Annotated in this window: 23 protein-coding genes; 13 read left to right on the top strand and 10 right to left on the bottom strand. The window is 53.2% G+C overall.

Features of this window, described 5'->3' with window-relative positions; translation table 11 throughout:
* The 3 genes from AACZ40_RS10485 to AACZ40_RS10495 form a co-directional block, all read right to left on the bottom strand.
* Positions 1–210, bottom strand: a 210-nt coding sequence (locus AACZ40_RS10485) for an HTH domain-containing protein (RefSeq protein WP_339674389.1), incomplete at its 3' end; no start/stop codon positions are given.
* A 347-nt stretch (positions 211–557) separates the two neighbouring features.
* Entirely contained in the window at positions 558–2,861 is a 2,304-nt protein-coding gene (locus AACZ40_RS10490) for a TolC family protein (RefSeq protein WP_291173652.1), read from the bottom strand.
* Between the two features lie 192 nt (positions 2,862–3,053).
* Entirely contained in the window at positions 3,054–3,371 is a 318-nt protein-coding gene (locus tag AACZ40_RS10495; protein WP_291173650.1) for an Mpo1-like protein, read from the bottom strand.
* A gap of 219 nt (positions 3,372–3,590) precedes the next feature.
* Here AACZ40_RS10495 and AACZ40_RS10500 point away from each other — a divergent pair, with 219 nt between their 5' ends.
* The 3 genes from AACZ40_RS10500 to AACZ40_RS10510 all read left to right on the top strand — a co-directional run bounded on the left by AACZ40_RS10500 (position 3,591) and on the right by AACZ40_RS10510 (position 7,810).
* Positions 3,591–4,763, top strand: a complete 1,173-nt coding sequence (locus AACZ40_RS10500) for an isocitrate/isopropylmalate dehydrogenase family protein (protein ID WP_291173649.1) — start codon at positions 3,591–3,593, stop codon at positions 4,761–4,763.
* A 306-nt stretch (positions 4,764–5,069) separates the two neighbouring features.
* The gene (locus AACZ40_RS10505) at positions 5,070–6,434 is read left to right on the top strand and encodes a hypothetical protein (RefSeq protein WP_339674393.1); all 1,365 of its coding nucleotides are present in this window, start codon (positions 5,070–5,072) and stop codon (positions 6,432–6,434) included.
* Positions 6,435–6,598: 164 nt separating this feature from the next.
* Positions 6,599–7,810, top strand: a complete 1,212-nt coding sequence (locus AACZ40_RS10510; RefSeq protein WP_291173644.1) for a cofactor-independent phosphoglycerate mutase — start codon at positions 6,599–6,601, stop codon at positions 7,808–7,810.
* Between the two features lie 69 nt (positions 7,811–7,879).
* Here the strand turns inward: AACZ40_RS10510 and AACZ40_RS10515 are convergent, their stop codons facing one another.
* Positions 7,880–8,305, bottom strand: a complete 426-nt coding sequence (locus AACZ40_RS10515) for a ferritin-like domain-containing protein (RefSeq protein ID WP_291173641.1) — start codon at positions 8,303–8,305, stop codon at positions 7,880–7,882.
* A gap of 434 nt (positions 8,306–8,739) precedes the next feature.
* Between AACZ40_RS10515 and AACZ40_RS10520 the strand changes: the two genes are divergently transcribed.
* Positions 8,740–9,099, top strand: a complete 360-nt coding sequence (locus AACZ40_RS10520) for a co-chaperone GroES (RefSeq protein WP_291173638.1) — start codon at positions 8,740–8,742, stop codon at positions 9,097–9,099.
* Positions 9,100–9,122: 23 nt separating this feature from the next.
* On the opposite strand, the gene AACZ40_RS10525 is transcribed toward AACZ40_RS10520, so the two are convergent.
* Genes AACZ40_RS10525 through eboE form a run of 3 tightly spaced genes read right to left on the bottom strand, consistent with a single transcriptional unit; the run spans position 9,123 to position 11,392 of the window.
* Entirely contained in the window at positions 9,123–9,605 is a 483-nt protein-coding gene (locus AACZ40_RS10525; protein ID WP_339674394.1) for an XdhC family protein, read from the bottom strand.
* Positions 9,586–10,209, bottom strand: a complete 624-nt coding sequence (locus AACZ40_RS10530; RefSeq protein WP_339674396.1) for an XdhC family protein — start codon at positions 10,207–10,209, stop codon at positions 9,586–9,588. The genes AACZ40_RS10525 and AACZ40_RS10530 overlap by 20 nt, the downstream gene beginning before the upstream one ends.
* Positions 10,210–10,225: 16 nt before the next feature.
* A complete protein-coding gene (gene eboE, locus AACZ40_RS10535; protein WP_291173635.1) occupies positions 10,226–11,392 on the bottom strand; it encodes a metabolite traffic protein EboE in 1,167 nt (388 codons plus the stop codon).
* Positions 11,393–11,722: 330 nt separating this feature from the next.
* Between eboE and AACZ40_RS10540 the strand changes: the two genes are divergently transcribed.
* The 5 genes from AACZ40_RS10540 to AACZ40_RS10560 all read left to right on the top strand — a co-directional run bounded on the left by AACZ40_RS10540 (position 11,723) and on the right by AACZ40_RS10560 (position 16,305).
* Positions 11,723–12,340, top strand: coding sequence for a sigma-70 family RNA polymerase sigma factor (locus tag AACZ40_RS10540; RefSeq protein WP_291173632.1), 618 nt, complete (start codon positions 11,723–11,725; stop codon positions 12,338–12,340).
* Between the two features lie 31 nt (positions 12,341–12,371).
* Complete coding sequence (locus tag AACZ40_RS10545) at positions 12,372–12,899, top strand: hypothetical protein (protein ID WP_291173629.1); 528 nt, start codon at positions 12,372–12,374, stop codon at positions 12,897–12,899.
* Positions 12,871–14,169, top strand: a complete 1,299-nt coding sequence (locus AACZ40_RS10550) for a hypothetical protein (protein ID WP_291173627.1) — start codon at positions 12,871–12,873, stop codon at positions 14,167–14,169. The genes AACZ40_RS10545 and AACZ40_RS10550 overlap by 29 nt, the downstream gene beginning before the upstream one ends.
* Before the next feature lie 166 nt (positions 14,170–14,335).
* On the top strand, positions 14,336–15,070 hold the full coding sequence (locus tag AACZ40_RS10555) for a hypothetical protein (RefSeq protein ID WP_339674398.1): 735 nt from the start codon (positions 14,336–14,338) through the stop codon (positions 15,068–15,070).
* A gap of 305 nt (positions 15,071–15,375) precedes the next feature.
* Positions 15,376–16,305, top strand: a complete 930-nt coding sequence (locus AACZ40_RS10560; RefSeq protein ID WP_291173621.1) for a leucine-rich repeat domain-containing protein — start codon at positions 15,376–15,378, stop codon at positions 16,303–16,305.
* A gap of 23 nt (positions 16,306–16,328) precedes the next feature.
* Here the strand turns inward: AACZ40_RS10560 and AACZ40_RS10565 are convergent, their stop codons facing one another.
* The 3 genes from AACZ40_RS10565 to AACZ40_RS10575 are packed head-to-tail and all read right to left on the bottom strand — an operon-like array spanning position 16,329 to position 19,375.
* Positions 16,329–17,102 (bottom strand): NAD(P)-dependent oxidoreductase, encoded by a 774-nt coding sequence (locus AACZ40_RS10565; protein ID WP_291173618.1) that lies wholly within the window; start codon positions 17,100–17,102, stop codon positions 16,329–16,331.
* 40 nt (positions 17,103–17,142) lie between these two features.
* Entirely contained in the window at positions 17,143–18,480 is a 1,338-nt protein-coding gene (locus tag AACZ40_RS10570; protein ID WP_291173615.1) for a membrane dipeptidase, read from the bottom strand.
* Between the two features lie 58 nt (positions 18,481–18,538).
* On the bottom strand, positions 18,539–19,375 hold the full coding sequence (locus AACZ40_RS10575) for a Rieske 2Fe-2S domain-containing protein (RefSeq protein WP_291173611.1): 837 nt from the start codon (positions 19,373–19,375) through the stop codon (positions 18,539–18,541).
* A 121-nt stretch (positions 19,376–19,496) separates the two neighbouring features.
* Here AACZ40_RS10575 and AACZ40_RS10580 point away from each other — a divergent pair, with 121 nt between their 5' ends.
* The 4 genes from AACZ40_RS10580 (at position 19,497) to AACZ40_RS10595 (ending at position 25,921) form a co-directional block, all read left to right on the top strand.
* Positions 19,497–20,048 (top strand): hypothetical protein, encoded by a 552-nt coding sequence (locus tag AACZ40_RS10580; protein WP_291173608.1) that lies wholly within the window; start codon positions 19,497–19,499, stop codon positions 20,046–20,048.
* 301 nt (positions 20,049–20,349) lie between these two features.
* Complete coding sequence (locus AACZ40_RS10585) at positions 20,350–22,806, top strand: DUF1549 domain-containing protein (protein ID WP_291173605.1); 2,457 nt, start codon at positions 20,350–20,352, stop codon at positions 22,804–22,806.
* A 54-nt stretch (positions 22,807–22,860) separates the two neighbouring features.
* A complete protein-coding gene (locus AACZ40_RS10590) occupies positions 22,861–24,198 on the top strand; it encodes a DUF1501 domain-containing protein (protein WP_291173602.1) in 1,338 nt (445 codons plus the stop codon).
* A gap of 34 nt (positions 24,199–24,232) precedes the next feature.
* A complete protein-coding gene (locus AACZ40_RS10595; RefSeq protein ID WP_291173599.1) occupies positions 24,233–25,921 on the top strand; it encodes a pre-peptidase C-terminal domain-containing protein in 1,689 nt (562 codons plus the stop codon).
* Positions 25,922–26,197 lie beyond the last annotated feature (276 nt).

Raw genomic sequence — 26,197 nt, forward strand, 5'->3', positions numbered from 1 at the left:
CGGAACGATGGTCCTCCAGGGAAGCGAGTATCCCTGTTTCTCGTCATCATACAGAACGTAGATCCCGGATTCCTGAAGTGTATTCAGGTCACGGAAGACGGTCCTGCGACTGACTTCACATTCGCTGGCAAGTTGTGCAGAGTTGTAAACACGTCCCGACTGTAATAGCGCAATCAGTCTCAGAAGACGATGAATTCGTCCAGCCACCATTGATTATCTTTTGTATGCTTTCCACAGGCCTGGTCAGTGGCGGGTGTTCAATCCCGAAAACTCAGCTTGGACGGCCTGAAGCGCAATACGAAAGAGAGATTTCGTAAACGATTCGGCAGTTCAATATCCGGAAGTAACAATCGATGGAGATGGACATCGATACTCGTCAACCTGGAATGAAACAAAAGACTGCTATGAATCAAACCAAAGTTATGTGTAAAACTAGCATGTGTTTACGACATTGCATACTGAAAATGGTAAACGCCGATTCAAATAATCAAAGGGTCGAATACCCAGCCAGCGAAAGCTGTACGATCCGAACAATGCGAACATTCGTTGTCTGGGGTTCACTCAATAAAACGGGTAGCCGGCAGTAGTTCCATATCAATGTTTTCCTCAGTATCGGCAATCGGCAACTCTTCCTGTACTGCGGAAATGCGTTTGATACCGGTCTGCGACTGTGGCGGTTCTGATTCCAATGCGACCCTGACTGCGTTCTCAATGTCCGTTTGAGCAAACGGATTTCGATGAACCGGTTCCTGATCCAGTTCGAGACGTGCAGCCGGCTGGCCGGATGCGGCCGGTGCCGGTGGAGCATATCCCGGATCCATTTCCGGTTCGGGAACCGGCAGCATTTCAGGTGTCATCCCGTCCTGTTCGGAAGAGAATGACTGGCCTTCGGCTGGGGGCATGACACCCACTTCGCCGATGTATCCGTCTGCCACGAATGGTTCCGGTTTGCTTCGCAGTTTGTGAGCATCGATTCCGTGCGTTCTGGCCCAGGCACGTCGGACGGCCTGCTGATAGGCAACCGGCGACCATTCACCTTCCATGAGATGCACGTTGTTATGCTGCAGCAAAGTACCCTTCCATTTGTGGAGGTTCTTGATTGCGACGTTGTAAGCAACCAGCGAGCGGTAGTATTCCGTTTCCGCAGCAGCCAGTGAGGACTGGGCACGTAACAGTGTATCGAGTGTTGTTGTTCCTGCCTGAACTTCCGCATCAAACAATTCCACACGTCTGCGGGCGGCACGCCAGCGGTTGAAGTTGGATTGGGCGGTCGCATAGTTTTTGGTCAGGTCCTGGAAGGTGATGGCCAGTTCCTGGCTGACATCCATTTCCTGCGCTTTGAGAACAGCGCGGGCTTTCGACAGACGGAATTCGAGGTTTTCCACCTGTGCATGTGCGGAACGGAAACCGAGCGGCATACTGAATTCCCAGCCAAGGGTCCAGCTGTCCTGATCATTATCCATCATGGTTCCATAGGCACTGTGCAGACCCTGGGAAGTGACGCCATCGGTATTTTTCTGGCTCAGCAGACGATCACCAAATCCGTTGACCTGGTAGCTGGAAACGAAGTCCAGACGAGGTTTTGTCAGGCTGGTGGCAGCCATTCTCTGAAATTCCAAGCTTTTGATATTCCACTTCTGTTTCCGTAATTCAACGCGATGGACGAGTGCTTCCGTCAGACTCATGCTCCAGTCGGGAGTAAATTCTGCGGCAATCGGATCATCGATCGGTCGAATGATTTTTCCATCGTTCACCGGCAGACCAACGAGCCGACGGAAACGACTTTCCGCGGTGTAGATATCGCTGCGTGTTGCCTGAACCAGTGACTGGGTTTCAAACAGACGGTCTTTGGCCTGTGCTTCATCAGCCGGTTTGAAGTTTCTGGTACCGCCGGCTTCCAGCTTAGCATGGGCTTCCCGCCAGCTGCGGAGGGCTGAGTTCCGGGCGACTACCTGGGTATCGTACAAACGATATGCCAGATAGAGTTGCCAGTAGCTTTCTTCAATGTCAGAAACCAGGTTTCGCACATTCTTCTCAAAATCTGCAAGCACCAGGTCATTATTGATGCGGGCGATCACGACCCCCTGGCTGACCCCGGTAATCCCGGTGAAACCGGAACCAATGGGCCCGGCAATTCGGGTGTAATCAACGCCGGCACCGGCGAGGAACGGCTGGCGATAAGACAGCCCCGCGTTTCCGGAATAGATCGAGGGAAACAGCTGAGTGGTGGCGTTACTGCCTGTGTAGTTCCAGTTATGTGACAGCGCAAACTGTCCGCCGTTCGCAAATGTTTTCGATAAGCCAGACTGAAATTGACCGGTTTCCTGTGTGAGCGTACCACCGGGAACGCCACCAAAGAACGGGCTGTTCTGTACCTGTTCGGAGCGGCCCCAGAGCATGTTGGCGGTAAAGGTCGTATCAAATGCAGACAGTGCCGCTTCCACACCCCGTGATCCACCCAGCAGCACGTTGGTTTCCTGGATAGACGGATCGAAAATGGTAGGCGTACCATCAGGATTATTTAACAGGCCATTGCCGTTGGTTCCCAGCGTACCGGAAACCCGGATGACTTCACTGTTTGCCAGACCCAGATGAATCGCGTCCATCAGGGGTAAATCCCAGATTTCATCCTGCGAACGGTCGGTCAGTGTTCGCGGTTTCCCGGAAAATGTGATTTCTTCGGGTGTCTGTTCGTAGACCGCCGGATATTCGATTTTCGTGGCGACATCCTCATAGTACTGGAGTTCTTTGTCTCCGAGATAATGAAGATCGGTATCGGTACCCAGACCATGACAGCCGACAAGCTGGCTGGTAATCAGGCATCCACAGAAAAACTGGTGTAACTTCTGGCGAAGGTTCATGTTTTTATCCTTCAAGACATGAACAACGATTATGGACACAAAGTGTATGCACATAACCACTTAAAGTTCATAATCGATAGTACTTTCAGGGAGAAATCACCAAGAGGGCAAGGCAGCCATCACGCGAAACTGTCGCTGGATCGCCGGGCAGGCAGCCTTTTCGGTAAAATCACTACATTCGGTATCGGCTGTTTAATCGTTACAACTTGACTTTTTTGACGATTGGTCAAAATTCTGTTGAAAATGACTTTGAGGTCCGAATTCCCTGTAGGGTTTTCCGCATAGCTTCTTGATCAGAATGAGTTCGCCGGCATCATTCTGCTCGATGGCGTGTCCCAGGAACTGTAAAGCGTATCCTGCGCAAAAGGCAATTCCCGCATAATTCCAGTGTCCCGCGATACCGAATCCGATCAGGCCTCCAAAAGTGAGGGGGACGCCCACCAGGTGCAGGATCTGGTTGACTCGGTTCTGGTGTCTGAGCAGGTAATTACTGAAAAAACGCTGGATCATGGAGAATCCCTGATTGGTGTGAAAAGTAAGCGTCTGCTATCGCGTATAGTTGAAAAGCGATTTCCGTTTTGATACGGTCACTGCTTGTCTGTGAGCTAAGTAATCAGTATCAACCAGTATGGCCTTTGGTTTCAAGAGTCAGCAGGCTCGTAGCGTGGTAATCATAACACTTGAGAACCTGGTCGCATTCCCTTTTTGTCAGAAGTATTAGAGGAAACGATGTATAAAGTCACATTAATCCCGGGCGATGGAGTTGGTCCGGAGATCGCCGAGGCCACCAGAAAATGTGTTGATGCCACTGGTGTGAAAATCGACTGGGATGTTCAGGAATGTGGAATCGAAGTCATTGAAGCCGAAGGCGGCGTACCTGATCGTGTGATGGAATCGGTGCGGGCAAACAAAATTGCTCTGAAAGCGCCAATCACCACTCCCATCGGAAAAGGGTTCCGCAGTGTGAACGTGTTCCTGCGACAGGAACTGGGGCTGTATGCCTGCATTCGCCCCTGTAAAACTTACAAGGGTGTGCGGACTTATTTCTCGGAATCAAATGTCGATCTGGTTGTCGTTCGGGAAAATACGGAAGACCTGTATGCTGGCGTCGAGTTCCAGGCTGGTCAGGAAAAAACTGCCGAGCTGATCAAAACCATCAATGAATTCGCCACGGGTAAAAAGATCAACACTCCCCTCGATGAGACCGGCGTCAGTATTAAGCCGATGTCATACCAGGGGACCCGCGATATCGCTAACTATGCATTCAAATATGCCGTCGATAACAAGCGGAAGTCCGTAACGTCGATCTGCAAAGCAAACATCATGAAGTTCACCGATGGGCTGTGGTATGATGAAACCCGCGCTGTCGCGAAATCTTACGGTGCCAAATTTGAATGGGAAGAACTTGCAGAAGGCGTCGAGCCCGATGCGAAGCTGGCAGGCATTGCCACCGACTGCGGCGGCAGCATTGAATACAACGAACGCCTGATTGACAACATGTGCATGCAGCTGGTGCAAAAGCCGGAACTGTATGACGTACTCGTCACATCCAACCTGTACGGCGACATTCTGAGTGACCTGTGTGCCGGCCTGGTGGGCGGACTGGGTGTTGCCCCTGGTTCTAACATCGGAACAGAAGCAGCCATCTTTGAAGCAACCCACGGTTCTGCTCCCAAGTATAAAGGGCAGAATAAAGTGAATCCGGTCGCTCTGATCCTCTCAGGTAAGATGATGCTGGATTACCTGGGCGAACACGAAGCGGCTGCCAAACTGGACAAGGCAGTGGCAGACGTAATCGAAGAAGGTAAAGATGTGACCTACGACCTGAAAGACGATCGGAACGATCCGACCGCCGTTGGAACTCAGGAGATGGCAGAAGCCATCTGTGCGAAAATGCGATAATTTCAGCAACGCATACGTTTAAGAATCTGACTGCGATGTGAAGCCGTGAATGAGCTTTGCATCGCAGTTTTTTTATTTCCGGTCCCGCAAAGTACCTGAAAAAATCTGTGAGAAATGGTCGCGGTCTCTCAAAAAAATGATGAAGAGATCAACATTGTTTGATACGATGAGAGGGTGTCCCGTTTTAGCTGTAGCGTCTCCAGGTCCCCGTGGATCGAACATGCCAGGTTGAGGCTCTATGGTTAAATGCGATGCGCTCTCACAGGAGATTCTCGCCTCGTACTGCCCACCACAGGAGTCATCCCCATGACGGATATATTTTCTGAGCCGCTTAATTCCGTTCTCTCCCGCCGTGATCTGTTAAAACTGGGAGCCGCTGCGATAGCAGGTAACGCGGGTCTCAACTGGCGGCAACAGTCGCTGCAGGCTGCCGATCAAAACAAACGTCCGAGCGTGGCCGCCATATATACGCAGTGCTTTTATCTGTCGCATGCCTACCATATTCTGCATCCCTTTTTAGGGCCCTATCTGTTTAACGGTAAGCTACAAGAACCGCAGTGTGATGTGGTCTCTTTTTATGGGGATCAGTTTACGGAGCGAGATCTCTCCCGGGGGATTGCCAAAAAATATGAGATCCCCTTTTATAAGACGATTGGGGATGCGTTGACTCTCGGCGGCGACGAACTCGCGGTAGACGCGGTTCTTTCGATCGGTGAGCATGGCGATTATCCTGATACGAAATTCGGACAGACCAAATATCCCCGCAAACGGTTCTTTGATGAAATCGTGGCGGTCATGGAGAAATCAAAACGCTTTGTGCCGGTCTTCAGTGACAAACATTATTCTTATCGCTGGGACTGGGCACGTGAGATGTACGATACTTCGCGGAAGTACGAATTTCCGATGATGGTCGGCAGTTCGGTTCCACTGGCACAACGCACGATTCCCCTCGAGATTCCCTCTGGTACGGAACTGGAAGATGCCGTCTCGATTCATGGGGGACCGATTGAAAAATACGATATTCACGGACTTGAAGTACTGCAGTCGATGGTCGAATTCCGCAAGGGAGGCGAAACCGGGATTTCCACGGTTCAGTTTCTCAAAGGCGATGATCTGATCAAAGCCGGTCGCCAGGGACGCTGGTCCATGCAGCTGGCAGAAGCAGCCATGCAGGCGGAACTGGGAGATAAAAAGCGGGGTCTGTTCGATCCGATCGGCTCGGAAGGGGCACCAGAACCGCATGGTATTCTGCTGGAGTACAAGGATGGATTTCGCGCCACGATGCTGAAAATCGGTTCGAATGGTGTCCGCTGGAACTTTGCCTGCCAGGTGAAAGGCGAAGCACAGCCGAAAGCGACGACGTTCTTCCCGGGACCGTGGGGGAACCGTAACCTGTTCCGCGCCTTTTCGCATGCGATACAACATCTGTTTGTTCACAAGGAAGAGCCCTACCCTTGTGAGCGTACGCTGCTGATGACCGGCGCCCTGGATGCCGCCATGCACTCCTGTTTTGAAAAGGGCCAGGCTTTGATGAAAACACCGGAGCTGGAATTTTCCTACCAGCCGAAGAACTTCAATCAGTTTCGTGAAATGGGAGAATCCTGGGATGTCATTACCGCCGATATGACGCCACCGCAGGACTTTGTCACAGCAGATCCTGCCCCCCGGTAAAACCGGGACCGACCCTGAATCCGCAACAGAGGCTTGATCGAGGGTTGTCTGGTCATTTCCTGACTCAGATTACTTGCAGGAACGACGAAAATTCAGGATATTGAGGACAAAACGGTTCTCTTTTTCCAGATCTCCCGATCCCGCCTGACAGTAAGTAACCTGATATGAAATATGTGCTCGTGATTCCAGATGGTTGTGCGGACGAACCGCAGGATGCATTGGGGGGTAAAACTCCTCTGCAGGCGGCCCGTGTTCCCCGGATGGATGCTGTTGTTGCAGAAGGTATTCTGGGCCGGACTGATACGGTACCCGCTTCCATGCCTTCCGGCAGCGATGTGGGCACGATGAGCCTGTTTGGTTACGATCCGCTGGTCTATCACACGGGGCGCGCACCGCTTGAGGCGGCTGCACAGGGGATTGAACTGGGACCTCATGACTGGGCGATCCGTTGTAATTTTGTGACGATCTTAAATGGGAACATGGCCAGTTTCACAGCGTCGCAGCTCCCCAATGAGGTGGGTGAAGAGCTGGTGTCACTCCTGCAGGAAGCGACCGCAGAGGAGCCTCAGTGGGAATTTCACCAGGGGGTCAGTTATCGGAATCTGCTCATTTACCGTGCGAACGACGCCGACGATCAGCCGTTCGATGCAGGCACCTCGACGATTCCACCCCATGATTTAACCGATCAGCCGATCGAACATGACCTGCCTTCAGGCAGAGGAAGTGAATTGCTGCTGGATCTGATGGAGCGGAGTAAGAAACTGTTTACGAAATCCGCAAAGAATCAGGAACGCACCGACGGTCAGCCGCCGGCAACGCAGATCTGGCTCTGGGGACAGGGCAGTCGCCCGGCTTTGAAACCGTTTCTCGAGCAGTTTGAAAAAACGGGGGCCGTGATTACTGCCGTCGATCTGCTGCGGGGTCTGGGACGCCTGTTAGGCTGGGATGTGATCGAAGTCGAAGGGGCCACTGGATACATCGATACGGATTATGCTGCCAAAGGGCGGGCCGCCATTGAGACGCTGAAGAATACGGATTTCGTCGTCGTGCATGTAGAGGCGACCGACGAAGCCTCGCATGAAGGGGAAGTGGAAGAAAAGATCAAGGCGCTGGAAAATATCGATCAGCATATCGTGGGGCCGGTGCATGACTATCTGAAATCACAGGGTGATTACCGGATCCTGGTCTGCCCGGACCATCCGACGTTTCTGCGCACCAAGACTCACAGCCACGGCTATGTCCCTTTTGCCATCTGTGGCACCAATGTCCGCCCGGACCAGGCCAGCAGTTATGATGAAATTACGGCAGGCGCGAGTAATCTGCTGCTGCCGAAAGGGCATCAGCTACTGCCCTTTTTCTTCGGGACACCCAGTTAAGACCAGGAAAAAAGGTCAGTCAGCACTGCTACTGACTGACCTGTCTTGAGTCCGTTAACTGGATTGCGATTATAAAGGCCAGTCTCGCAGGATGCGTTCTACTTCTTCCGCGTGTCCGCTTTCATCGCGGACCATGTCTTCCAGCTGGACGGCCATGCCTTTATCGCCAAATTCTTCTGCTTCCTTGGCGCGTTTTGTATAACCGGCGGTGGCTTCTTTTTCCGCTGCCAGGACCGCTTCCAGCATTTCATGATTGTTGTGTGCTTCAGCGACTTTGCCGGCGACAGTCACAGGTTCTCCGCCGAGGGCGACGATTTTATTGGCCAGGTATTGCGCGTGGGCCAGTTCATCAGGGACTTCCGCCAGGAAGAACTGGGTCAGCTGCGGTCGGTAAGGGCCGGTCGCTTTCGCCGCGTATGTGGTATATTGAATGATGGCAGCGAGTTCACTCGCCAGATCCTCATTGAGGTTTGCAATCATTTTCTGCTTATCCATGTCTGTCTCCTGTTGTAATGAAAAACCGGGATCAGAGTCGATCCACTGAATCAGTTTGTTTCGTGCGTTCTATACTCTCTTTATAGATGTACAAGTTATTTTATCAACTATAGAAGAACGCGCAGCATCTGAAAATGCACTGAAAAATGCTGTAAAAACGGAAAGATTTCATCATGAGGGGAATTCCCGCTGACGAACTCCAGGTACTGAAAGGACAGGGGAACAGCCCGCTTTGCCCGTCAAATCGTACGTAAACGGAATATCAGTCGCCATTTTCGGGGTTCTTTTCGGAGTGGGCATGGACTATTATTGTATTCCATAGAGCAGTCCGGTTATTTTAACCTGAGCAGGCAGGCTGGACTGAGGACAGTCTGCAAACCTGCCTGGGCTCTGAAACATCGAAAATAAATGGAATAGAAACGGGGAGATTGTCAGTGTCTGACTGGGTTGAACCTCTGGGAATGCGAATTCTCATTCGTAAAGACGAAAGTCGCCAGACGACCAAGGGGGGGATTGTCCTTCCCGATAAGGCCGAGATTCCGAACATCACCGGGCGCGTTGTGGAAATCAGCGTGCAGATTGCCCGGGATGACGATTTCCCGGTGAAAAAATACGATAAAGTACTGTTCAACCCCAGCGAAGCGATTCCCGTAGATTTCGAACCCGACAATGTGCTGTTCGTGGTTCCAATTGAGGATGTGGTTGCCGTATTCCGCCGAGGCGATGCCAAGACCGATGAAGTCCGCTCTGCTGAGGAACAGGAATACGAAGATCCCGACGACTGGGACGATTAAGTTCTCCCCTGCCCGGTCCGCTGTTAACTGGCCGGGTGCGGTGCTTTGATTTCGTCCACCAGGCTGGATCGCTGGTAGCCCTCCGGCAGCGTATCCAGGTTTCGAAATGCGATCAGTTCGGCGACAATACTCATCGCGATTTCCGGCACCGTCTGTGATCCGATATCAAACCCGAGTGGCGCATGCACCTGTGCGAGTGCTTCGCGTGGCGTACCCAGCCGCAGCAGGTCCTCGAAGATCAGCTTCACTTTGCGTTTACTGCCAATCATTCCGATGTAGCGTGCGTCGCTGCCTGCCAGGTGCCCCAGGGCCTCTTCGTCATGATTGTGTCCGCGGGTGACGATGATGATAAAGGTATCCGGCGTGACAGACAGTTGACCGAGGGCCGTATCAAAGGTTCCCACGATCAGCTGCTTTGCGGTCGGGAAGCGTTCGGCGTTACAGTATTCCTGGCGATCATCGACGGCGATAATATCGAAGTCGACCTCACTGGCCAGTGCCGACAATCACGAGCTGGCAGGTCTGATGGAAGGTCAGATAGGCAATGCCCTGACTGACGTAAGGTCGGGGCCGATTTTTAATCGGTTTCAAACCGTCAAACAGGTGCGCCGGGGGTTGCTGGTTGCCCCGTGTGGCGATGATGTTTGCTTCCGCGTCTATCAGGAACCGGTCCGGCAGAATCCGCTCCGATTCACTTGTTCCCTCTGCGGACTCGGGTGGAATGACAATCGCTTCCGTGCAACCCCGGTCGGTTTCCAGCAGTTGGATCATGCTGCGGTAATAGCTCAGATCCTGTTCGGTTCTGACGGGATCCACAAGGACCTTCATACGGCCACCACAGATCAGGCCGTCATCCCAGCCGTAGTCATTATCGAGCTGAAACGTCATGATCTCAGGAGTCTCTGCGTCGATCAGTCTCAAAGCCCGGCGTTTGACTTCTGCTTCCACGCAGCCGCCTCCCAGTGTACCGGTCTGCGAACCATCGCTGAAAATCAGCATGGCAGCGCCTGGTTTCTGGGGAGTGGAACCACGGGTTTCGACCAGGCAGGTATAACAGACGGGACGCTGCTGTTGGACCGCTTTTTCCAGTTCGAGTAATAGTTCACGCATGGTGGAATCACATTACTTAAAGTGTATTCAAAAGGGTCTGGGCCGCCTGCAGTTCACGCGTTAATCCATCCACCAGCGCAGGCTTCTGATCTCCGGGCAGGACTTCCCAGGTATAGGTTTCGACTTCGAGGTGGGGGGCGTAATCCAGTTCTTTGACGGTAGCCAGCGCCTGCCGCAACTCGCGGTAGGTTGTACCCAGCGGACCCAGCGACCGGGCATCGACGGGAACATGAAAATGCACCCGCAGTTTTTCGGTTTCTTTCAGGCGGGGATCCGGATCCAGCAGGAAGTCCCGACTGAGGTCTACAATGCGATACAGGTCGCCGTTCTGCAGACTGCCGATTGTCTGATGCAGATAACGGGGTTCCGCATACTGTGCCAGTAATTCCCGGCCGGCGGCGTTCTCGCCCGGCTGATCGAGTTCGATGGCATTGGAAATATGAATTTTATTGATACGGATTTCCGCGTGGGTGATCTGCCGGATCGAACCGGGGATGTCTTCAAATTCCACCGCCTGATGACAGACATCGTAGCAGGCACCCAGGTATTCGCGTACGGTTCCCAGCACCTGTTTTTCGGCGGCACGTTCATACAGCCGCTCGAAGAAGACGATCAGTTCATGCGTGAATTCAATCACGCAGAACGGTTCCGGTTCAATCGCCAGGCGAATCGTGCGTCCGGTCTCTTCTTTCAGCTGTTTGAGAAAGGTGGCCAGTTCGATCAGTTGTTCAATACAGACTTTGCTGAAATCGGGCGCGTGTTCAAACTTTTTAAACCCGAGCGGCACGGTGGAGATGCTGCCTTCCACGTCTTCCGGCAGGAGAGCAGCCAGGACCCGGGCGCAGCCTTTTGTGTATTCCAGTCGTTCCGGTTGAGACCAGTCGGGGAGATAGACATTTTCTTTGACGCGTTCACTGTGGAAGTTGCCATACGGGAAGGCATTCATTGTGTAGCAGGTCAACTCGCGTTTCTGGAGTTCCCGGGCGAAGCCTTCTATTCCATCAGTGCTGGAGAGAATTTCCTTGATCACGGGTTCCGCCAGCCACAGACCGGCGGCCAGGGGGGCGCCTAACTGCTGTTGAATCGGCAGCGTGAACTCATCGAGTTTGCGCAGGATTTCCGCGACGGTTAACCCGGGATGCACGTTGGTGCAATAACTCAAAGGCAGTGAATTTAAAGTCATGAAAACTTCCTCAGAGGGCCCTTTTGTCAGCAGGAAGCAGAAATCGGGATGGTGTGCAGTCCTGACATGACTGTTTCTATCATACCCGTGACAAATCTGCGGACTACCTGTTCAACGAAATTAACAGGAGCGAATGCGGTTCAGGAATGGATTTTCTAATGGCGGCTACTTGTGTTAACCTGTAAGTTTAGCGACGATAACGGTTACAATCCTGCTTGGAAACAGACAAAAAGCGGGTTTCTCCCAAACTCTGTGAGAAACTTTTTATGATGCCGCGTGTTTAGTACAGGTGGGTCCCTTACCCCGAAAGATGGGAGTCAGCAGTCAGTCGTGGTTACAACGGAAATCGTGAACTCACCCTACTTACGCGACCCAGACGTGCAATTGATGTTGCGCGCCCGGGACGGCGATGAAGGTGCGTTCACTGAGCTGGTAGCCAATTACCAGGACCGGATTGTTGGGATTTTCTGTCATCTGCTGGGAAATCAGGAAGCGGCGGAAGATCTGGCCCAGGAAGTCTTTTTGCGGATTTACCGGTCTCGTGCCAGCTATGAACCCAAGGCGAAGTTTTCCACGTGGCTGTTTCGGATTGCCAATAACCTGGCCAGCAACTCGCGGCGGAACAAAGGTCGGCGCAAAGAGGTGGCCCTCAGTCCGCAGGATTCCGGTCCGCTGGGAATTCGACCGGAAGAGCAGTTGTTGATGGAAAAATCGGGAATGATGCCGACGCGACAGGTCGGTTTGAAAGAGACCCAGGCCGTGGTGCGTCAGGCATTGGAAACCCTCAATGAACGACAGCAGATGGCGGTCTTGTTACATAAATTTGAAGGCATGAGTTACGCCGATATCGGCACTGCCATGAAGCTCTCGGAAGCGGCAGTCAAATCATTGTTATCACGGGCACGCGAAAATTTGCGCGTGCAACTGGAAAAACATATTAACGGTTAATGAAATCAGGTCTGCGTAATAGAGTCCTACGATGAACAAAGAATTGAATGATCAGGAACTCGAAAAGCTGGTCGCTTACCTCGATGGTGAAGTGACCGAGCAGGAAGCGATCGAAGTCGAGCAGTCGCTGTCGACCGACGAACAAACGCGCGCCCACGTTGACGGGCTGGAGCGGACCTGGGAACTGCTGGATAAACTGCCGATTGCGAAAGCATCGCAGGAGTTTACTGACAAAACACTGTCTACCATCAAAACCGTGCAACTGGAAGCGCTGGCGGCAGAAGAACAGAAACGTTCCGGATTCCTGAGCCGCAAATCGAAGCAGCAGCTGCGCAAAGCCGCGATCGCAACAGGCTGGACGCTGGGGCTGGCCTGCTCGGTAATGATCGGTTATCTGCTGACCAATCAGTGGGTTCCCACTGAATCCGACCCGCTGCTGGAGGAGTTTTCATTTATCGAAAATCTGGATACTTATTCAGAAATACAAAACCTGGAGTTTCTGGAAGAATTGAAAAAGTCAGGAACGTTCGATGAAATCGCACAACAGCCAAAACGCTGAGGAGAAATTTTCACAAGCGGCAGACGGACACGCTGATCTGTGGTCGCTGGCGCTGCGCGCGGCTGGTCTGGCGGGCGGGCTCCTGGTCTGTGTAATGGTCCTGCTGGGCGCTGCCGATCCCGAAAATGAATCCGAGCAGGAAAACCGCAAAAAAATCGAAGCGATGACTCCCGCCGAACGGGCGCAGTTAAAACGCAACTACGAAAAATTTCAGAAGCTCTCTCCTGCAGAACAGCAGCGCCTGCGCGAACTGCATGAAGCAACCCGCAGCCAGCCGGAACTCAATCGCGTGATGCACGCCTATGATGCGTGGGTTAAAACACTCTCGCCGTGGGAGCAGGAAGATTTACGGAAAGCAGACACGACCCGGGAGCGGATGGAACTGATTCGAAAGTTCCGAACACAACAGCAGGAACCCGACCGTCGCCGAAGCGGCAGGAACTTATTCGAGCTCATCAAAATCATGGATCTGAATTTCAGAGAGCCTCGGCTGAGATTTGTTTTCTGGGCGAATTCTCCTGATCCTGAAACGTATCAAAAAGCCATCAATATCATTGAGCGCAGCCTGCCCGAGCCTGTCCAATATCCAAAACCAAAGGCAGAACTCTCAGAATTTGCACGGTCTCGCGCGGTCTTACAGGCTGCCGTCCGCTTTAAAAAACAGGATGAAGACAAGAACGGATCTGCCTGGCCTGGCCCTGAAACCGTCGATCAGATTTATCAACTGCTGCAAGATAATGAGTATCGGTTGCGGGAGAATGAAGATCCGCGTGGTTTCCGAGGCAGGCTGCGACCAGAAGAGCAGAAACGTATGATGGTCGCATTCTACCTGGCCAAAGGACTTTGGAATCAACTGGTCATGTCGGTCAAGCAGGAACTGGATGCGATTCATCCTCCGGAAGATAAGTTACAGCAGTTTTTCGAAACCCTGGATGCCAAGAAAAAAGACCACCTGATGCGTTACCCGCCGGATGAGATGCAGGCAAAACTCAAGTACGAATATTTGCAGAGTCATTTATCCGAAGAGGTTCGGCAGTCGATTCGCCAGCGTTCCCATGAAGTCCAACGCCTGATCCTGGATTTCATTCCCGAAATGGATCTGAATAATCCGTCCGATGGTTCTCGACGGGGAGGCGGCAAGGGACGTCAGCTGGACATGAAAGACGGCCCACCGAATGGTCCCGATGGCCGTCCCGGGAATCGTCTGCCGCGCAGACGAAATGGCGAACCTGGTCCGCGGCCTCCCCGGCAGGTTCCCCCGGATGCTTGAAAAATGGCAGGCAATCCTGTCTGATAGACTGTATTCAGTTTTGCTATGGGAAATGTGATGCGCTCCGGAATCTGAAGTTTCATCGAAACGCAGTCCGCTTTCGCAGTGCATCTCTGGCAATACACAACATCCTGCGCCAGCGCTTTTTTTGAACGGGAGTCCCTCCATGTTACGTATTCTATCCGTCGCCTGCCTGATCTCAGGTCTGATGCTGATTTCTTCTGCCAGCCACCCTGCCCTGTCAGCCAAAGAACCGGCTCCACTGAAAACCTATGAGCCCGACCAGGTTCCCCAGAAGATGCAGGGGCTGCCGCTGCTGTTTCATGAGAACTTTGAATCGGGCAAAGCCGATCACTGGGAGCCAACCGATGACAAAGCCTGGAAAATGATTCACCAGGGAGACAATCATGTCTTCAGCCTGACGAAAAAAAGAAGCAAATTCGAACCACCCGTCCGTTCGCCGTACAACCGGGCTCTCCTGAAAAACATCGATGTCAGCGACTTTATCTTCGACGTCAAACTGCAGTCCACAATTCCCGATTACGGACATCGCGACCTGTGCCTGTTTTTCGGATACCAGGATGACGCCCATTTTTATTACGTGCATTTCGGAAAAAAAATGGACGACCATGCCAACCAGATCTTCATTGTCAACGACAAGCCCCGCACGAAGATTTCCACCAAAACCACGCCTAGCACCGACTGGGACGATGAATGGCATCAGGCGCGTGTGGTGCGGGATACGGAAACCGGTTCGATCAAAATCTATTTTGACAACATGGAAGAACCGGTGATGACCGCGACGGACAAAACCTTCCTGACCGGCCGCGTGGGCATTGGTTCATTCGATGATACCGGCAATTTCGATGAACTGCTCCTGTTTGGCAAGCAGGTGAAATAACAGGGCGACCCTCTGCCGAGCCGCCCGGGTTTCATGAATCCCGGGGCGGCTCAGTTTGGTTTCCCAGCCTGTTTTTGCTGCCTGGACAAGTTCACCCCCCGAAATAAAGTGCCTGTCGCGACGCTTCAGACCAGTATTCCCGAAGAAAAAGCGTCCGTTCACATGCGAAAGTCCGGGATTGTGTGTATATTAGAATTGGCGAGTGTTAGAAACAAAATCAGGGAAACCTGCACCGGTGGATAGTGCTTCAGGGCAGGCGTCGCCCGATTTGAATCAGAAATTCCAATTCGAAACAGGCAATCAATATGAGTAAAGCGTCTACCGATTCAGCGGAAGAAGTTCCCCCGGAATCAACGCTGGAAACCGATATCAAGTCGCTGAAAGAAATCAGTGCGAACTTGAAAATGGATTACAACGGCAACATTTCACAGGTTTCGTTCTCGGGGTCCAAGCTGGTGGATGCAGGGCTGGTCTACCTGGGCCGCCTCTCCAAATTGCGAAAACTGGACTTGTCCGGCTCGAAAGTGACCGATGATGGCATGGTCCATCTCAAGTCTTTGAAAAGCCTGCGTGAGATCACGCTGCACGGCATTCCTGTTTCTGATACAGGACTCGGCGAATTCAAGAAGTTGTCGAATCTGGAAATTCTGAACCTGTCGCGCACCAAAGTGACAGACGCCGGTTTGAAACATCTGAAAAGCCTGGACAGCCTGAAAGAACTGTTTCTGACCGGACTGGAAATTTCTGCCGATGGTCTGGCTCAGCTTTCCGGCTTAAAGAGCCTGGAAACACTGGGACTGTCCGAGACACAGATCACAGACGAGGCATTGGCCCATCTCAAGACGCTCAAAAAACTGCGGGTGCTGCTGCTGCGTGACACGCAGATCACCGATGAAGGTCTCAAGCAGATCAAAAGCCTGACCCGTCTGCAGCGTCTGTGGTTGCGAAATACGCAGATCACCGATGAAGGGCTGAAGTACCTGGCCAAGATGAAAGATATGGAGTGGCTGGAACTCAATGACACTAAGATCACGAACGCCGGAATTTCCGAGATCAAGGTCCTCGAAAATATCGTGGATATGAACCTGCGAAATACGGACGTGAATGACAAGTGTATTTCATCCCTCAAGAAGATGAAGAATCTCGGCACGCTCTACATTGATGGGACTGAAATCACCGAAGACGGAATCGCCAAACTCGAAAAGAGTCTGCCTTACTGCCGCGTGGAACAATAACCGCTCGACGAACGGCAGTCGCTTCAGGCATAATGATCTTCGGTGGGAATGGGTTGGTCTTCGCTTCCCATTTCGTAACCCAGTTCTTCCGGGATGAGTGTCGGCTGATAACCCAGCAGCTTTTCTGCTTTACTGAGATCCCAGCGTCGCTTCGAACTTTCACCGACGATGGTGATGACTTCACAACCGGTGATCTCGGCGGTCAATGCTTTCTGATACGCCTGTAACAGGTCAGGGAATGGCACCCATTGGGGTCGTAGCGGGTGTGTCTTCCAGAGCGGGTGTTCCAGGTCGATCGGCTTGGGAATTCGCAGGCAGATAATCGACATGCCAAACGCACGGGCATAATGCTGACACATGACTTCACCGAGCTGCTTTGTCAGGGCATACGATCCCACGGGCAGCGGCGCAGCATCCGATTCCACCCACTGGGGCGCGGCGTATCCCAGCACGGTCATCACCGTACTGGTGAAGATAAACCGTTTCACGCCGACAGCACGGGCTGCCTCCAGCAGATGGAACGTGCCTTTCACATTCACGTCAAAGCGTTTTCCGTTTAACTCATCTCCCTCCATCGGGCCTTCGTCAGCCTGTTTCGCCAGGTGAATCACAGCATCGATATTTTCCAGTGCCGCGCGGGTTTGCGCCGCATCTGTCAGGTCCAGGGTGATGAACCGTGAATCGTCGGGCAGCGGATGGATATCTGCCAGCACCAGCTCCAGATCTTCCGTCGGTTGCCACTCTGCGGCAAAGTATCGTCCGACATAACCGGCGGCACCAGTGATTAAAACGCGCATCGTAAAACATCCGTTGCAGGGTAAAGAATCAAAACAGGGTTCAAGTCAGAGATTCCCGACAGACACGCATTACATTGCCGCCAATAATTTTCTGGATGTCCGCATCGGAATAGCCCCGTTGCACAAGCCCGACGGTAAACAAAGGCCAGTTGGTCCAGGAGACGCTGGTTCGCATTGCGGGTGTCTCAACGAAAGGATCTTGAGGCCACAGGCTGCGCCAGGGAGTCCGCGACCGCGGCGCGCGGGGTACTTTTTTGCTTTCCAGCGAATTATTTCGCGAAGTGTAAGACACGTCCGTACCAATGGCGACATAGTCGATCCCGAAATTCTTGACCACATAATCAACATGATCCAGCAGTGCGCTGATATCCCCTTTTCCGCCCAGGTAGCGGGGAATGCAGCAGATGCCGATCAGGCCGTTCGTCTCGACAATGGCTTTAATGACTTCATCAGGTTTGCTGCGAATGTGTTTATGGATCGAAGCACAGGTGGAATGACTGGCGACGACCGGTTTTTTCGAGACCTGCGCGGTTTCCAGGCTGGTCTGCCAGCCGGAGTGCGCGACATCGGGAATGATGCCCAGCCGATTCATTTCCGCCACGACGGTCCGACCGAAATCACTGAGCCCTGCGTTCGCCGGTTCAGCACAGCCGTCACCCAGCATGTTGCGGCGGTTGTAGGTCATGTGCATCATGCGAATGCCCAGCTGGAAAAAGATCCGCATGAATTTCATTTCGTCCGTGGTGGTTTCCCATTGTTGCGTTAATGGGACGCCGTTTCCTGTCAGGTACAGACAGTGGCGACCTTCCTGTTTGGCGCGGACGATGTCTTCCGGTGTGACTGCTTTGAAAACAAAGTCAGAGAGCATGTCAGTGGTAAAAGTAAAGCGGGCCAGTCGCTTGATCAGCCGCATGGGGTCCTGTCCTTCTTCGCCCGCGTTTTGAAAGATACAGGTTACGCCAGAGGCATCGAAGGCTTCTTTGAATTCACGCTGCTCAGCAGGATCGGTCACACAGCGGGTCATCGACATGTCTTCCCGCAGGTCCTGGATCTCTGCAGTTGATGCATGGTTGTTGATCGCTTCCGCCAGTCGGTCACCATCGACGGCAGCCCGGGGGGCAAAGCCGTAGGAGTCGAAGACCAGCGATTCCGCATGCAGCTTCAGGCCGTGTTCCAGTTGTTTCTGACTGGGCTTCAAGATATCGAGCGCGACCTGGCGGGCGTGCAGAATCACTTCGTTTTGAATCGGCTTCGGTTTTGCAACTGGTTTGGCTGATTCCTGGTCGGCGGCGGTCACAGAGTCGGCAGCTGCCAGGCCCAGGCTGGTCGCCGCCAGTGAAGTACCTAGAAAAGAACGGCGATTGATGGGGTTGCTCATGGTGTCTTCCGTTTTCTGTGTTGGAACAAATTGCGGGGGGAGTTTTCAGGCAGGTTGTTTATTTATCATCACAGCCACAACCGCCACTGGAACAGCCGGAAGCAGCAGGTGCTTCATCAACCGGGTGAAATACGATCCGCCAGGCGTAATTCGCATTCAGTTCCTGTGCCAGTATTTCCAGTGCCGGCATGCGGCTTCCCAGATAATACAGCACGACGGTCTGCTGATCAAACAATTGCTCGCAGTCGATGATTTCGGTGGGCATACCCCGTTCCTGAATCAGGGTCTGGCAGTCCAGGAAAACTCGCGATGTCACATCCTCCTGGCTCGCTAATGTCGACTGATCGGCGGGAGTGAATTCGCGAACGATGGCACCGGCGGCGGTCGGTGGTTTTTCCATTTGACCTGCGGCGGAAAGTATCTCGCCGACTTCTTCACCGCGGCTGGTTTCCAGCAGGACGGCAGTACGGTGCGGATAGTCGTCTTCCGGTTCTGCAGAAAAGTGATCGACCCAGCCCATCGCACCGTAGCGAACCAGAAACAGGTTTTGCGGAGGTCCCGGATCACCAAAGGCGGCACCATCCACCATTAACACACCCGATTCAATCTTGAGCTCAAAACGGGTCAGGCTAAAGTCAGGAAAGTCATGACACTCCCCGGTCGAGACATCAAAGTTCCAGTCATGCAGGGGACAGGTCACTTCCGTGCCACATCCTTCACCTTCAATCAGGGAAGCGCCCTGGTGCGGACAGGCATTGTCAATGGCGTAAAACGTGCCCGGCTGATCTCCCTCCCCAACATGGAACACGGCGATCTCGGTTCCCTTGACGGTATATGCTTTACGTGTGCCGGGAGAAATTTCATACGCGTTTCCCAGCGGAATCCAGTTGGTCATAGGTTTTCCACAATAAAAATCAGTCAGTGTGACGATGGTTGTCCGTTTCAGTTTATTATATGCTCAAAGGGTAATCATACCGTTTTATCATCAAAGTTTCTTCCCGGAGTAAAAAATCAGTATGGCTGTGCGGCATATCTTACTGGACATGGATGGCGTGATTTCCGATTTTATGGGTGCGATTCTGGAATTACACGATCAGGGACATCTGCTGGAACAGTGGCCGCCTGGTGAACGTAACTACGCAGGCGTTCTCGGAATGACGAAAGACGAATTCTGGAAACCCGTTGATTCTGTCGGCGGTCGCTTCTGGCAGGAATTCCCTCCCTACCCGTGGCTGGACGAGTTACTGGCTCTGCTGAAACAGACCGCTCCGATTACGATCAGCACTTCCCCCAGTCGCAGTGCCGCCTGCGCTTCCGCGAAAGTCGAATGGCTCAGGCAGCATTTTCAGGAACCCCTGTTCATGGACTTTATGATCGGCACACAAAAATATCTGCTGGCAAAACCGGATGTCGTGTTGATTGATGATCAGCATAAGAATATCGATCTGTTCCGGGAGCATGGCGGCCAGGCGATATTGTTCCCGCAGCCCTGGAATGAAAATTATGCCATCACGGACCGCATTGGTTACGTAAAATCAGAGCTGGAAAAAATGGCCTATGCCGAATAATCGTTCGCCTGGAGCCGCCGATGCATGTACAGGCGATCCGTTTTTTGTGATGTGGGGTAGTTTTTGCCACTCAGAGAAGGTATCCTGAGACGTGTTTCATAAATAAAGTTGTTAAATGATAGTTGACGATTAGGAAATATAAGAGACAATATATATTTGCAGGCGTCAGGAAGCGCAACGATGAGTGCTCACGAGTTGCTTTTAAGACATGCCTGCAGTCCTGCCTATACTATCCTCGTAGCACTGTTTACCGCTAAACCTCATTGCGTCTCCTGCCTTTTAATTGGGATAGAATAACGAGATGAAATCTCTTCTCTATCAATGTCTGGTCTGCCTGCTGCTGTGTTCCGCCGTTTCTGCGCGGGCCGCTGAGACTTCGCAGCAAACTGTGTCGGTCCATCCCGAACAAGTTCAACTGTCAGGCAAGCGCGCACGCCAGCAGTTACTGGTGACCGGTCTCAACAATAAACAGAGCATCGACCGGACTCGCGATGTGCAGTATCAGTCAGATCAACCGGCAGTGGTCCAGGTGACTTCAGCCGGCGTGATTGAACCCGTTTCCAACGGAACGGCTACGGTGACAGTGACCGATGGAGCGGTGAAAATCAAAGTGCCCGTCGTAGTGAAAGATTTCGACAAGCAGACTTTAATCGATTTTGAACGCGATGTGCATCCGTTGTTTTCGCGGTTCAGCTGTAACGGCGGTTCCTGTCATGGCAAGCAGCGCGGACAGGGTGGATTCCAACTGTCGATGTTCGCCTTCGATCCCGAATTTGATTACGGTGCATTGACGAAGGAGTCAAGGGGGCGACGTGCTTCGCCACTGGCTCCCGATCAGAGCCTGGTCCTGCTCAAAGGCGCCGGCAAGATTCCGCACGGCGGTGGTAAAAAACTGCCGGAAGGCAGCAAATACTACAACATCATGGAACAGTGGATCGCCGAAGGCGCAACGCGTTCCGTTGCGGAAGCACCGAAGCTCGTGAAGATCTCGGCTGAGCCCACCGAGCGGATCATGCAGCCTAAAACCAAACAGCAGATGGTGGTCACCGCGTTTTACAGTGATGGTTCCACCCGCGATGTCACGGATCTCGCCGAATACATGTCGAGCGAAAGTGTGTACGTTTCCGTCGATGAACACGGTCTGGTGACCGCTGGTTCGCTGATGGGCGAAGCCTCGATCATGGCCCGCTACATGGGAAATTTTGCTTCCCTGAATGTGACGGTTCCCTCAGACAATTCGGTGACGGACGATTATTATGCGAAATTACCTCGCAATAATTTCATTGATGAACTGGTGTGGGACAAGCTCAAGAAATACAGCCTCAAACCGTCTGAACCCGTCGATGATGCGACTTATCTGCGTCGCGTGGCCATCGATCTGATCGGACGCACGCCGACGGCGGAAGAAGCACGGGCATTCCTGCAGGATCCTTCGCCGAATAAACGCGAGCGGATGGTCGATTACTTCCTGGAACAGCCCGAGTTCGGCGATCACTGGGCCAACAAATGGGCCGACCTGCTTCGCCCCAACCCGTACCGGGCCGGTATTAAAACCGTAATGAGCTTTGACAACTGGATTCGCCGCTCATTCCATGAGAATAAACCCCTCGATGAATTCACCTATGATTTACTGACAGCACAGGGCGGAACCTGGCATAACGGTGCAGTTACCCTGTTCCGTGATCGTCGGGAGCCTGAAGAATTAACAACGGTTGTGAGCCAGCTGTTCCTGGGGATTCGCTTAAGCTGTGCGCAGTGTCACCATCACCCCTCGGAAGTCTGGGGACAGGATGACTTCTACAGCTTCGCCGCTTATTTCGCGAAGCTTGGCCGAAAGGGTCGCGGGATCTCCGCTCCGATTTCCGGTTCAGAAGAGATGATTTTCACCGCGAATTCCGGCAGCGTGCGTCATCCGTTGACCAATGAAGTTCTGCCGCCCCGTCCGCTGTTTGGAGAAGTTCCCGAGATTAAAGAGAACCAGGACCCGCGCGAAGTACTCGCCAGCTGGATTATTTCGCCGCAGAATCATTTCTTTGCCGAAGTGAATGCCAACCGGGTGTGGGCTGACCTGATGGGACGTGGCATCGTCGAACCGATCGACGATTTCCGCGAAAGCAATCCGCCAAGCAATGCCCCGCTGATCAAAGCACTGGGACAGCATTTCCGCGAACAGAAATTTGATCTCAAACAATACATTAAAACGATCGTTGGTTCTTACGTTTACAGCCTGAGTGCTTTGCCTAATGAAACGAACGTCGGTGATACACGCAATTACTCGCGTCATTACCGACAGCGTTTGCGGGCCGAAGTGCTGCTGGACAGCGTGAGCGAACTGGTGGGTGTGCCTGACTCATTCGCGGCCATGCCCGACAATTCGACTGCCAAGCAGATCTGGACGCATCGCGTGAGCTCGGACTTCCTCGATTCCTTCGGTCGTCCCGATCCCAACCAGGATCCCCCCTGCGAGCGCACCACGGATACGACCGTCGTACAGGTGCTGCACATGATGAATTCACGCGACCTGTATGCCCGGATCCAATCCGGCAAAGGTAACAGCGCCCAATGGGCCAAAAGCGAAATGACACCCGATCAGATCGTCGAAGAGATTTATCTGACCGCTTATGCGAGATATCCGAGTATTGAAGAAAAACGGCTGGGACGTTCCCTGTTTGAAAAAGAAGGGGCCAACCGACAGCAGGTGATTGAAGACCTGATGTGGGCTCTGTTGAATACACCCGAGTATCTTTTCAAAAACTGAAGTCCCCTGCCTCGAAACAAACGTGGTTTTACAATTAAAGTCACAGGATCAGATATGAAAAACGTTTCAAAAAACTGCAATGGAATCACCCGCCGCAACTGCCTGCAGCTCGGCCTGGGCGCCATGACCGGACTGGGCATGGTCGACCTGCTGAGACTCCAGTCTCAAGCCAAAGGGACCAGCGCTGCACAGCCTAAGGCGAAAGCCAAAAGCGTCATCCTGATCTGGATGGACGGCGGCCCCACGCATTACGAGACCTTCGATCCCAAGCCGGAAGCACCGGTCGAAATCCGGGGTGAATTCAATCCGATTGCCACGAATGTTCCCGGCGTCCAGTTTTCACAGCACATGAAACGCCTGGCTTCCATTGCTGACAAGTACACGATCATCCGTTCGATCCGCCACAACCAGGGAAACCACGGAGCCGGTAACCATTACATGATGACCGGTGCTCCCCCCCGTATTCCTGTCGGCTGCGGTGCCTTCGTCAGTTTCCATCCGAGCATGGGTTCGGTCGTCGCACACGAAAAACCGACCACGAACAATCTGCCTGCGTACTTCTCCATGCCCAGCATGTCACGCTCCGGCGGACCCAACTTCCTGGGAGCCAAGTATGCTCCGTTCGTCGTTTCCGATAACCCGAACTCCAAGAACTTCCGCGTCCGCGATCTCGCATTGCCCAGTGGACTGACCGACGGTCGCTATGAGACCCGACGCGAACTGCGGGAACAGGTTGATCAGCTTAAGCGGATCAAGGACAAAGTCGCCGGCGATCCCGTGTTGAACCTCGACGAATACTACGACCAGGGTTACAGCCTGGTCGCTTCGACAGAAGCCCAGAAGGCGTTTGAGATTGATCGTGAATCCGACGAACTGCGGGACAAGTACGGCCGGGATTCCTTCGGCCAGCGTGCTTTACTGGCACGGCGTCTGTCTGAAGCGGGTGTGCCTTTTATTACGTTGTATGAAGGGGGCTGGGACCATCATGGTGGTCTGTTCAAAGCACTCGACAAACGGATGCCCGCGTTCGAAAATACCATCGCGACCCTGATCGAAGATCTGGACGAGCGTGGTCTGCTGGAAACCACGATGGTGCTGGCACTGGGTGAATTCGGTCGTACGCCGAAGATCAACCCGGGTGGCGGACGCGATCACTGGTCGAATGCGATGTCCGTACTGATGGCGGGCGGCGGAACGCCAGGCGGTCAGGTACTGGGAGCGACCGACAAGGCCGGTTACTCAGCCGTCGAACGCGTACTCTCCCCGGAAAACTTTGTCTCCACCATCTATACCAAGATGGGCATCGACCCTGACAAAGTCCTCTACACGCCGGAAGGTCGTCCTTCGCATCTGGTCAGCGATCCGACACCGATTCCGGAACTGTTCGCATAAACTGCCCACCGCCTGACTGAGAATGAGATTACCGATGTTTTCTACCGCTCGGATTCTGCCCGCTGTTGTCTCGATTACATTGGTTTCCGGTCTGTTTTCAGAAGCGACAGCCGCACCTCCCAGCGTGAATTATCTGAATCCCGCCGGCGGTCAGGTGGGACAGAAGGTCGAAGTCAGCGTTGATAAAACGCTGGGCACCGCCCCGGTTTCCGTCTGGACGTCAGCTCCCGGATTGACGATTACGATCCCCGAGAAACCCGAGAAGGGCAAGGAAAAACAGTTCACCGTCCAGATCGATGCGGCTGCCAGACCCGGCTTGTACTGGCTGCGTTTTCATAATGCAGAAGGGGCTTCCGAAATCCGCCCGTTCCTGGTAGGCACGCTGCCCGAGCAGGCTGAAGCGGAGCCGAATGAAGACATGGAGCATGCCCAGAAGTGTGAACTGCCCGTGACCATCAATGGCGTACTCGCCAAGAGCGGTGATGTGGACATCTACCAGGTCAAGTTAAAAAGGGGGCAGACCCTTATTGCGGCGCAGACGGCGAACGAGCAGCTGGGTTCGCCCATGGATGGCCTGCTGCAGATCCTCAATCACCGAGGCACCGTGCTGGAGCAGATGGAAGACACCCTCTGGTATGATCCGCGGATCGTGTTTACCGCGCCGGAAGACGGGACCTACTATGTGCGCACATTCGCCTTTCCTGCGGACCCCAACAGTTCGATTCGCTTTGCCGGCGCCGCATCTTATATTTACCGTTTGACGCTGACGACAGGACCGTTTATTGATCATAGTCTGCCCCTCGCCTGGCATCCTTCTTCCACAGAACCCGTCGCCCTGGAAGGCTGGAATCTGCCTGAGGATTTAAAAACGCTGACACCTGTGATCACCGAATCGAAAGCACAGGCACTGCTCAGTCATCCCCAAGTGGGGAACTGGTTGACGATCCCGTTGAGTACGACTCCAGTGACACTCGAATCCAAAGAGAGCCAGGCGGAAAAGGGACAGCTGCTGACGTTACCGGCGACGGTCACCGGCAAGATTGCAGAGCCGAAAGAGATCGATTCCTACCGTTTCGCAGCGAAAAAAGGAGACAAGCTGACGTTCAAAGTCGACACACATATGCTGGGTTATCCCCTGGATGCGTACATCAAACTGTTCGATGCGAACGGGAAACTGCTGAAAGAAGTCGATGATCCCCGTCGGAATTATTATGATGCCCAGCTCGATTATGGCATTCCCGCGGATGGCGAGTATCGACTGGAAGTGACCGACCGTTTTCAGTATGGCGGTTATCGTTATGTGTACCTGCTGTCGATCCAGCCGACCGAGGCCGACTTTTCGCTGCAGACTACCGAAGAACAATACACGCTGACCGCCGGCGACAAGCCGCTGGAAATCGAAGTGACCGTGAATCGCCAGAGTCCACGATTCAACGATGACATTGAGATCAGCGTGGCAGGGTTACCGGAGGGGGTGACGTGCGAGCCCGTGGTTTCCAGGCTGAAAGAGAAGACCGAGAAATCCGTCAAGCTGAAACTGGAAGCGAAGGCGGACGTGGTATTCCAGGGCCCGCTGGAAATCAAAGGAGTGAGCCTGAAAGACAAAACGCAGGTCCACGCACCAACCGCCGTGATCAAAGGCATCAGCCCCAAACGCAACACCGATCGCCCCAAACCGGATCTCGAACTGCCTTACCTGTGGCTGACGATTAAGAAGAAGTAGGACCCTGCACAACGAACTCGATTCGCAGGAGCGACCCATGTGTCGACCCGCCTGTTGAGCTAGCACTTCACAAAGGGAACCGGGTAAACCTGCCATCATTATTTTCGACCACGCAAAACACGAAAAATGTAAAGGGTGATACCGGATGTAATCCGGTACGAGCGCAGCGAGCAGGAGGTCTCAGCTGCCGCGTTCTTTCCAGAATCGGGTTCTCTTCGACAGTAAATAGAATGAGGCGAACACTCTCACCAGAAGCCGTTCACACCGCAACCTCTG

It is taken from the genome of uncultured Gimesia sp., assembly GCF_963972345.1.
Classification (GTDB): Bacteria; Planctomycetota; Planctomycetia; order Planctomycetales; family Planctomycetaceae; genus Gimesia.

Bases quoted from the DNA above. Each gene is read 5' to 3' on its own strand.
- AACZ40_RS10585 (WP_291173605.1), top strand. From the start codon at position 20,350: ATGAAATCTCTTCTCTATCAATGTCTGGTCTGCCTGCTGCTGTGTTCC.
- AACZ40_RS10545 (WP_291173629.1), top strand. From the start codon at position 12,372: ATGAACAAAGAATTGAATGATCAGGAACTCGAAAAGCTGGTCGCTTAC.
- AACZ40_RS10565 (WP_291173618.1), bottom strand. From the start codon at position 17,102: ATGCGCGTTTTAATCACTGGTGCCGCCGGTTATGTCGGACGATACTTT.
- eboE (WP_291173635.1), bottom strand. From the start codon at position 11,392: ATGACTTTAAATTCACTGCCTTTGAGTTATTGCACCAACGTGCATCCC.
- AACZ40_RS10590 (WP_291173602.1), top strand. From the start codon at position 22,861: ATGAAAAACGTTTCAAAAAACTGCAATGGAATCACCCGCCGCAACTGC.
- AACZ40_RS10505 (WP_339674393.1), top strand. From the start codon at position 5,070: ATGACGGATATATTTTCTGAGCCGCTTAATTCCGTTCTCTCCCGCCGT.
- AACZ40_RS10555 (WP_339674398.1), top strand. From the start codon at position 14,336: ATGTTACGTATTCTATCCGTCGCCTGCCTGATCTCAGGTCTGATGCTG.
- AACZ40_RS10575 (WP_291173611.1), bottom strand. From the start codon at position 19,375: ATGACCAACTGGATTCCGCTGGGAAACGCGTATGAAATTTCTCCCGGC.
- AACZ40_RS10560 (WP_291173621.1), top strand. From the start codon at position 15,376: ATGAGTAAAGCGTCTACCGATTCAGCGGAAGAAGTTCCCCCGGAATCA.
- AACZ40_RS10550 (WP_291173627.1), top strand. From the start codon at position 12,871: ATGAAATCGCACAACAGCCAAAACGCTGAGGAGAAATTTTCACAAGCG.
- AACZ40_RS10530 (WP_339674396.1), bottom strand. From the start codon at position 10,209: ATGCGTGAACTATTACTCGAACTGGAAAAAGCGGTCCAACAGCAGCGT.
- AACZ40_RS10570 (WP_291173615.1), bottom strand. From the start codon at position 18,480: ATGAGCAACCCCATCAATCGCCGTTCTTTTCTAGGTACTTCACTGGCG.
- AACZ40_RS10490 (WP_291173652.1), bottom strand. From the start codon at position 2,861: ATGAACCTTCGCCAGAAGTTACACCAGTTTTTCTGTGGATGCCTGATT.
- AACZ40_RS10500 (WP_291173649.1), top strand. From the start codon at position 3,591: ATGTATAAAGTCACATTAATCCCGGGCGATGGAGTTGGTCCGGAGATC.
- AACZ40_RS10580 (WP_291173608.1), top strand. From the start codon at position 19,497: ATGGCTGTGCGGCATATCTTACTGGACATGGATGGCGTGATTTCCGAT.
- AACZ40_RS10495 (WP_291173650.1), bottom strand. From the start codon at position 3,371: ATGATCCAGCGTTTTTTCAGTAATTACCTGCTCAGACACCAGAACCGA.
- AACZ40_RS10595 (WP_291173599.1), top strand. From the start codon at position 24,233: ATGTTTTCTACCGCTCGGATTCTGCCCGCTGTTGTCTCGATTACATTG.
- AACZ40_RS10510 (WP_291173644.1), top strand. From the start codon at position 6,599: ATGAAATATGTGCTCGTGATTCCAGATGGTTGTGCGGACGAACCGCAG.
- AACZ40_RS10515 (WP_291173641.1), bottom strand. From the start codon at position 8,305: ATGGATAAGCAGAAAATGATTGCAAACCTCAATGAGGATCTGGCGAGT.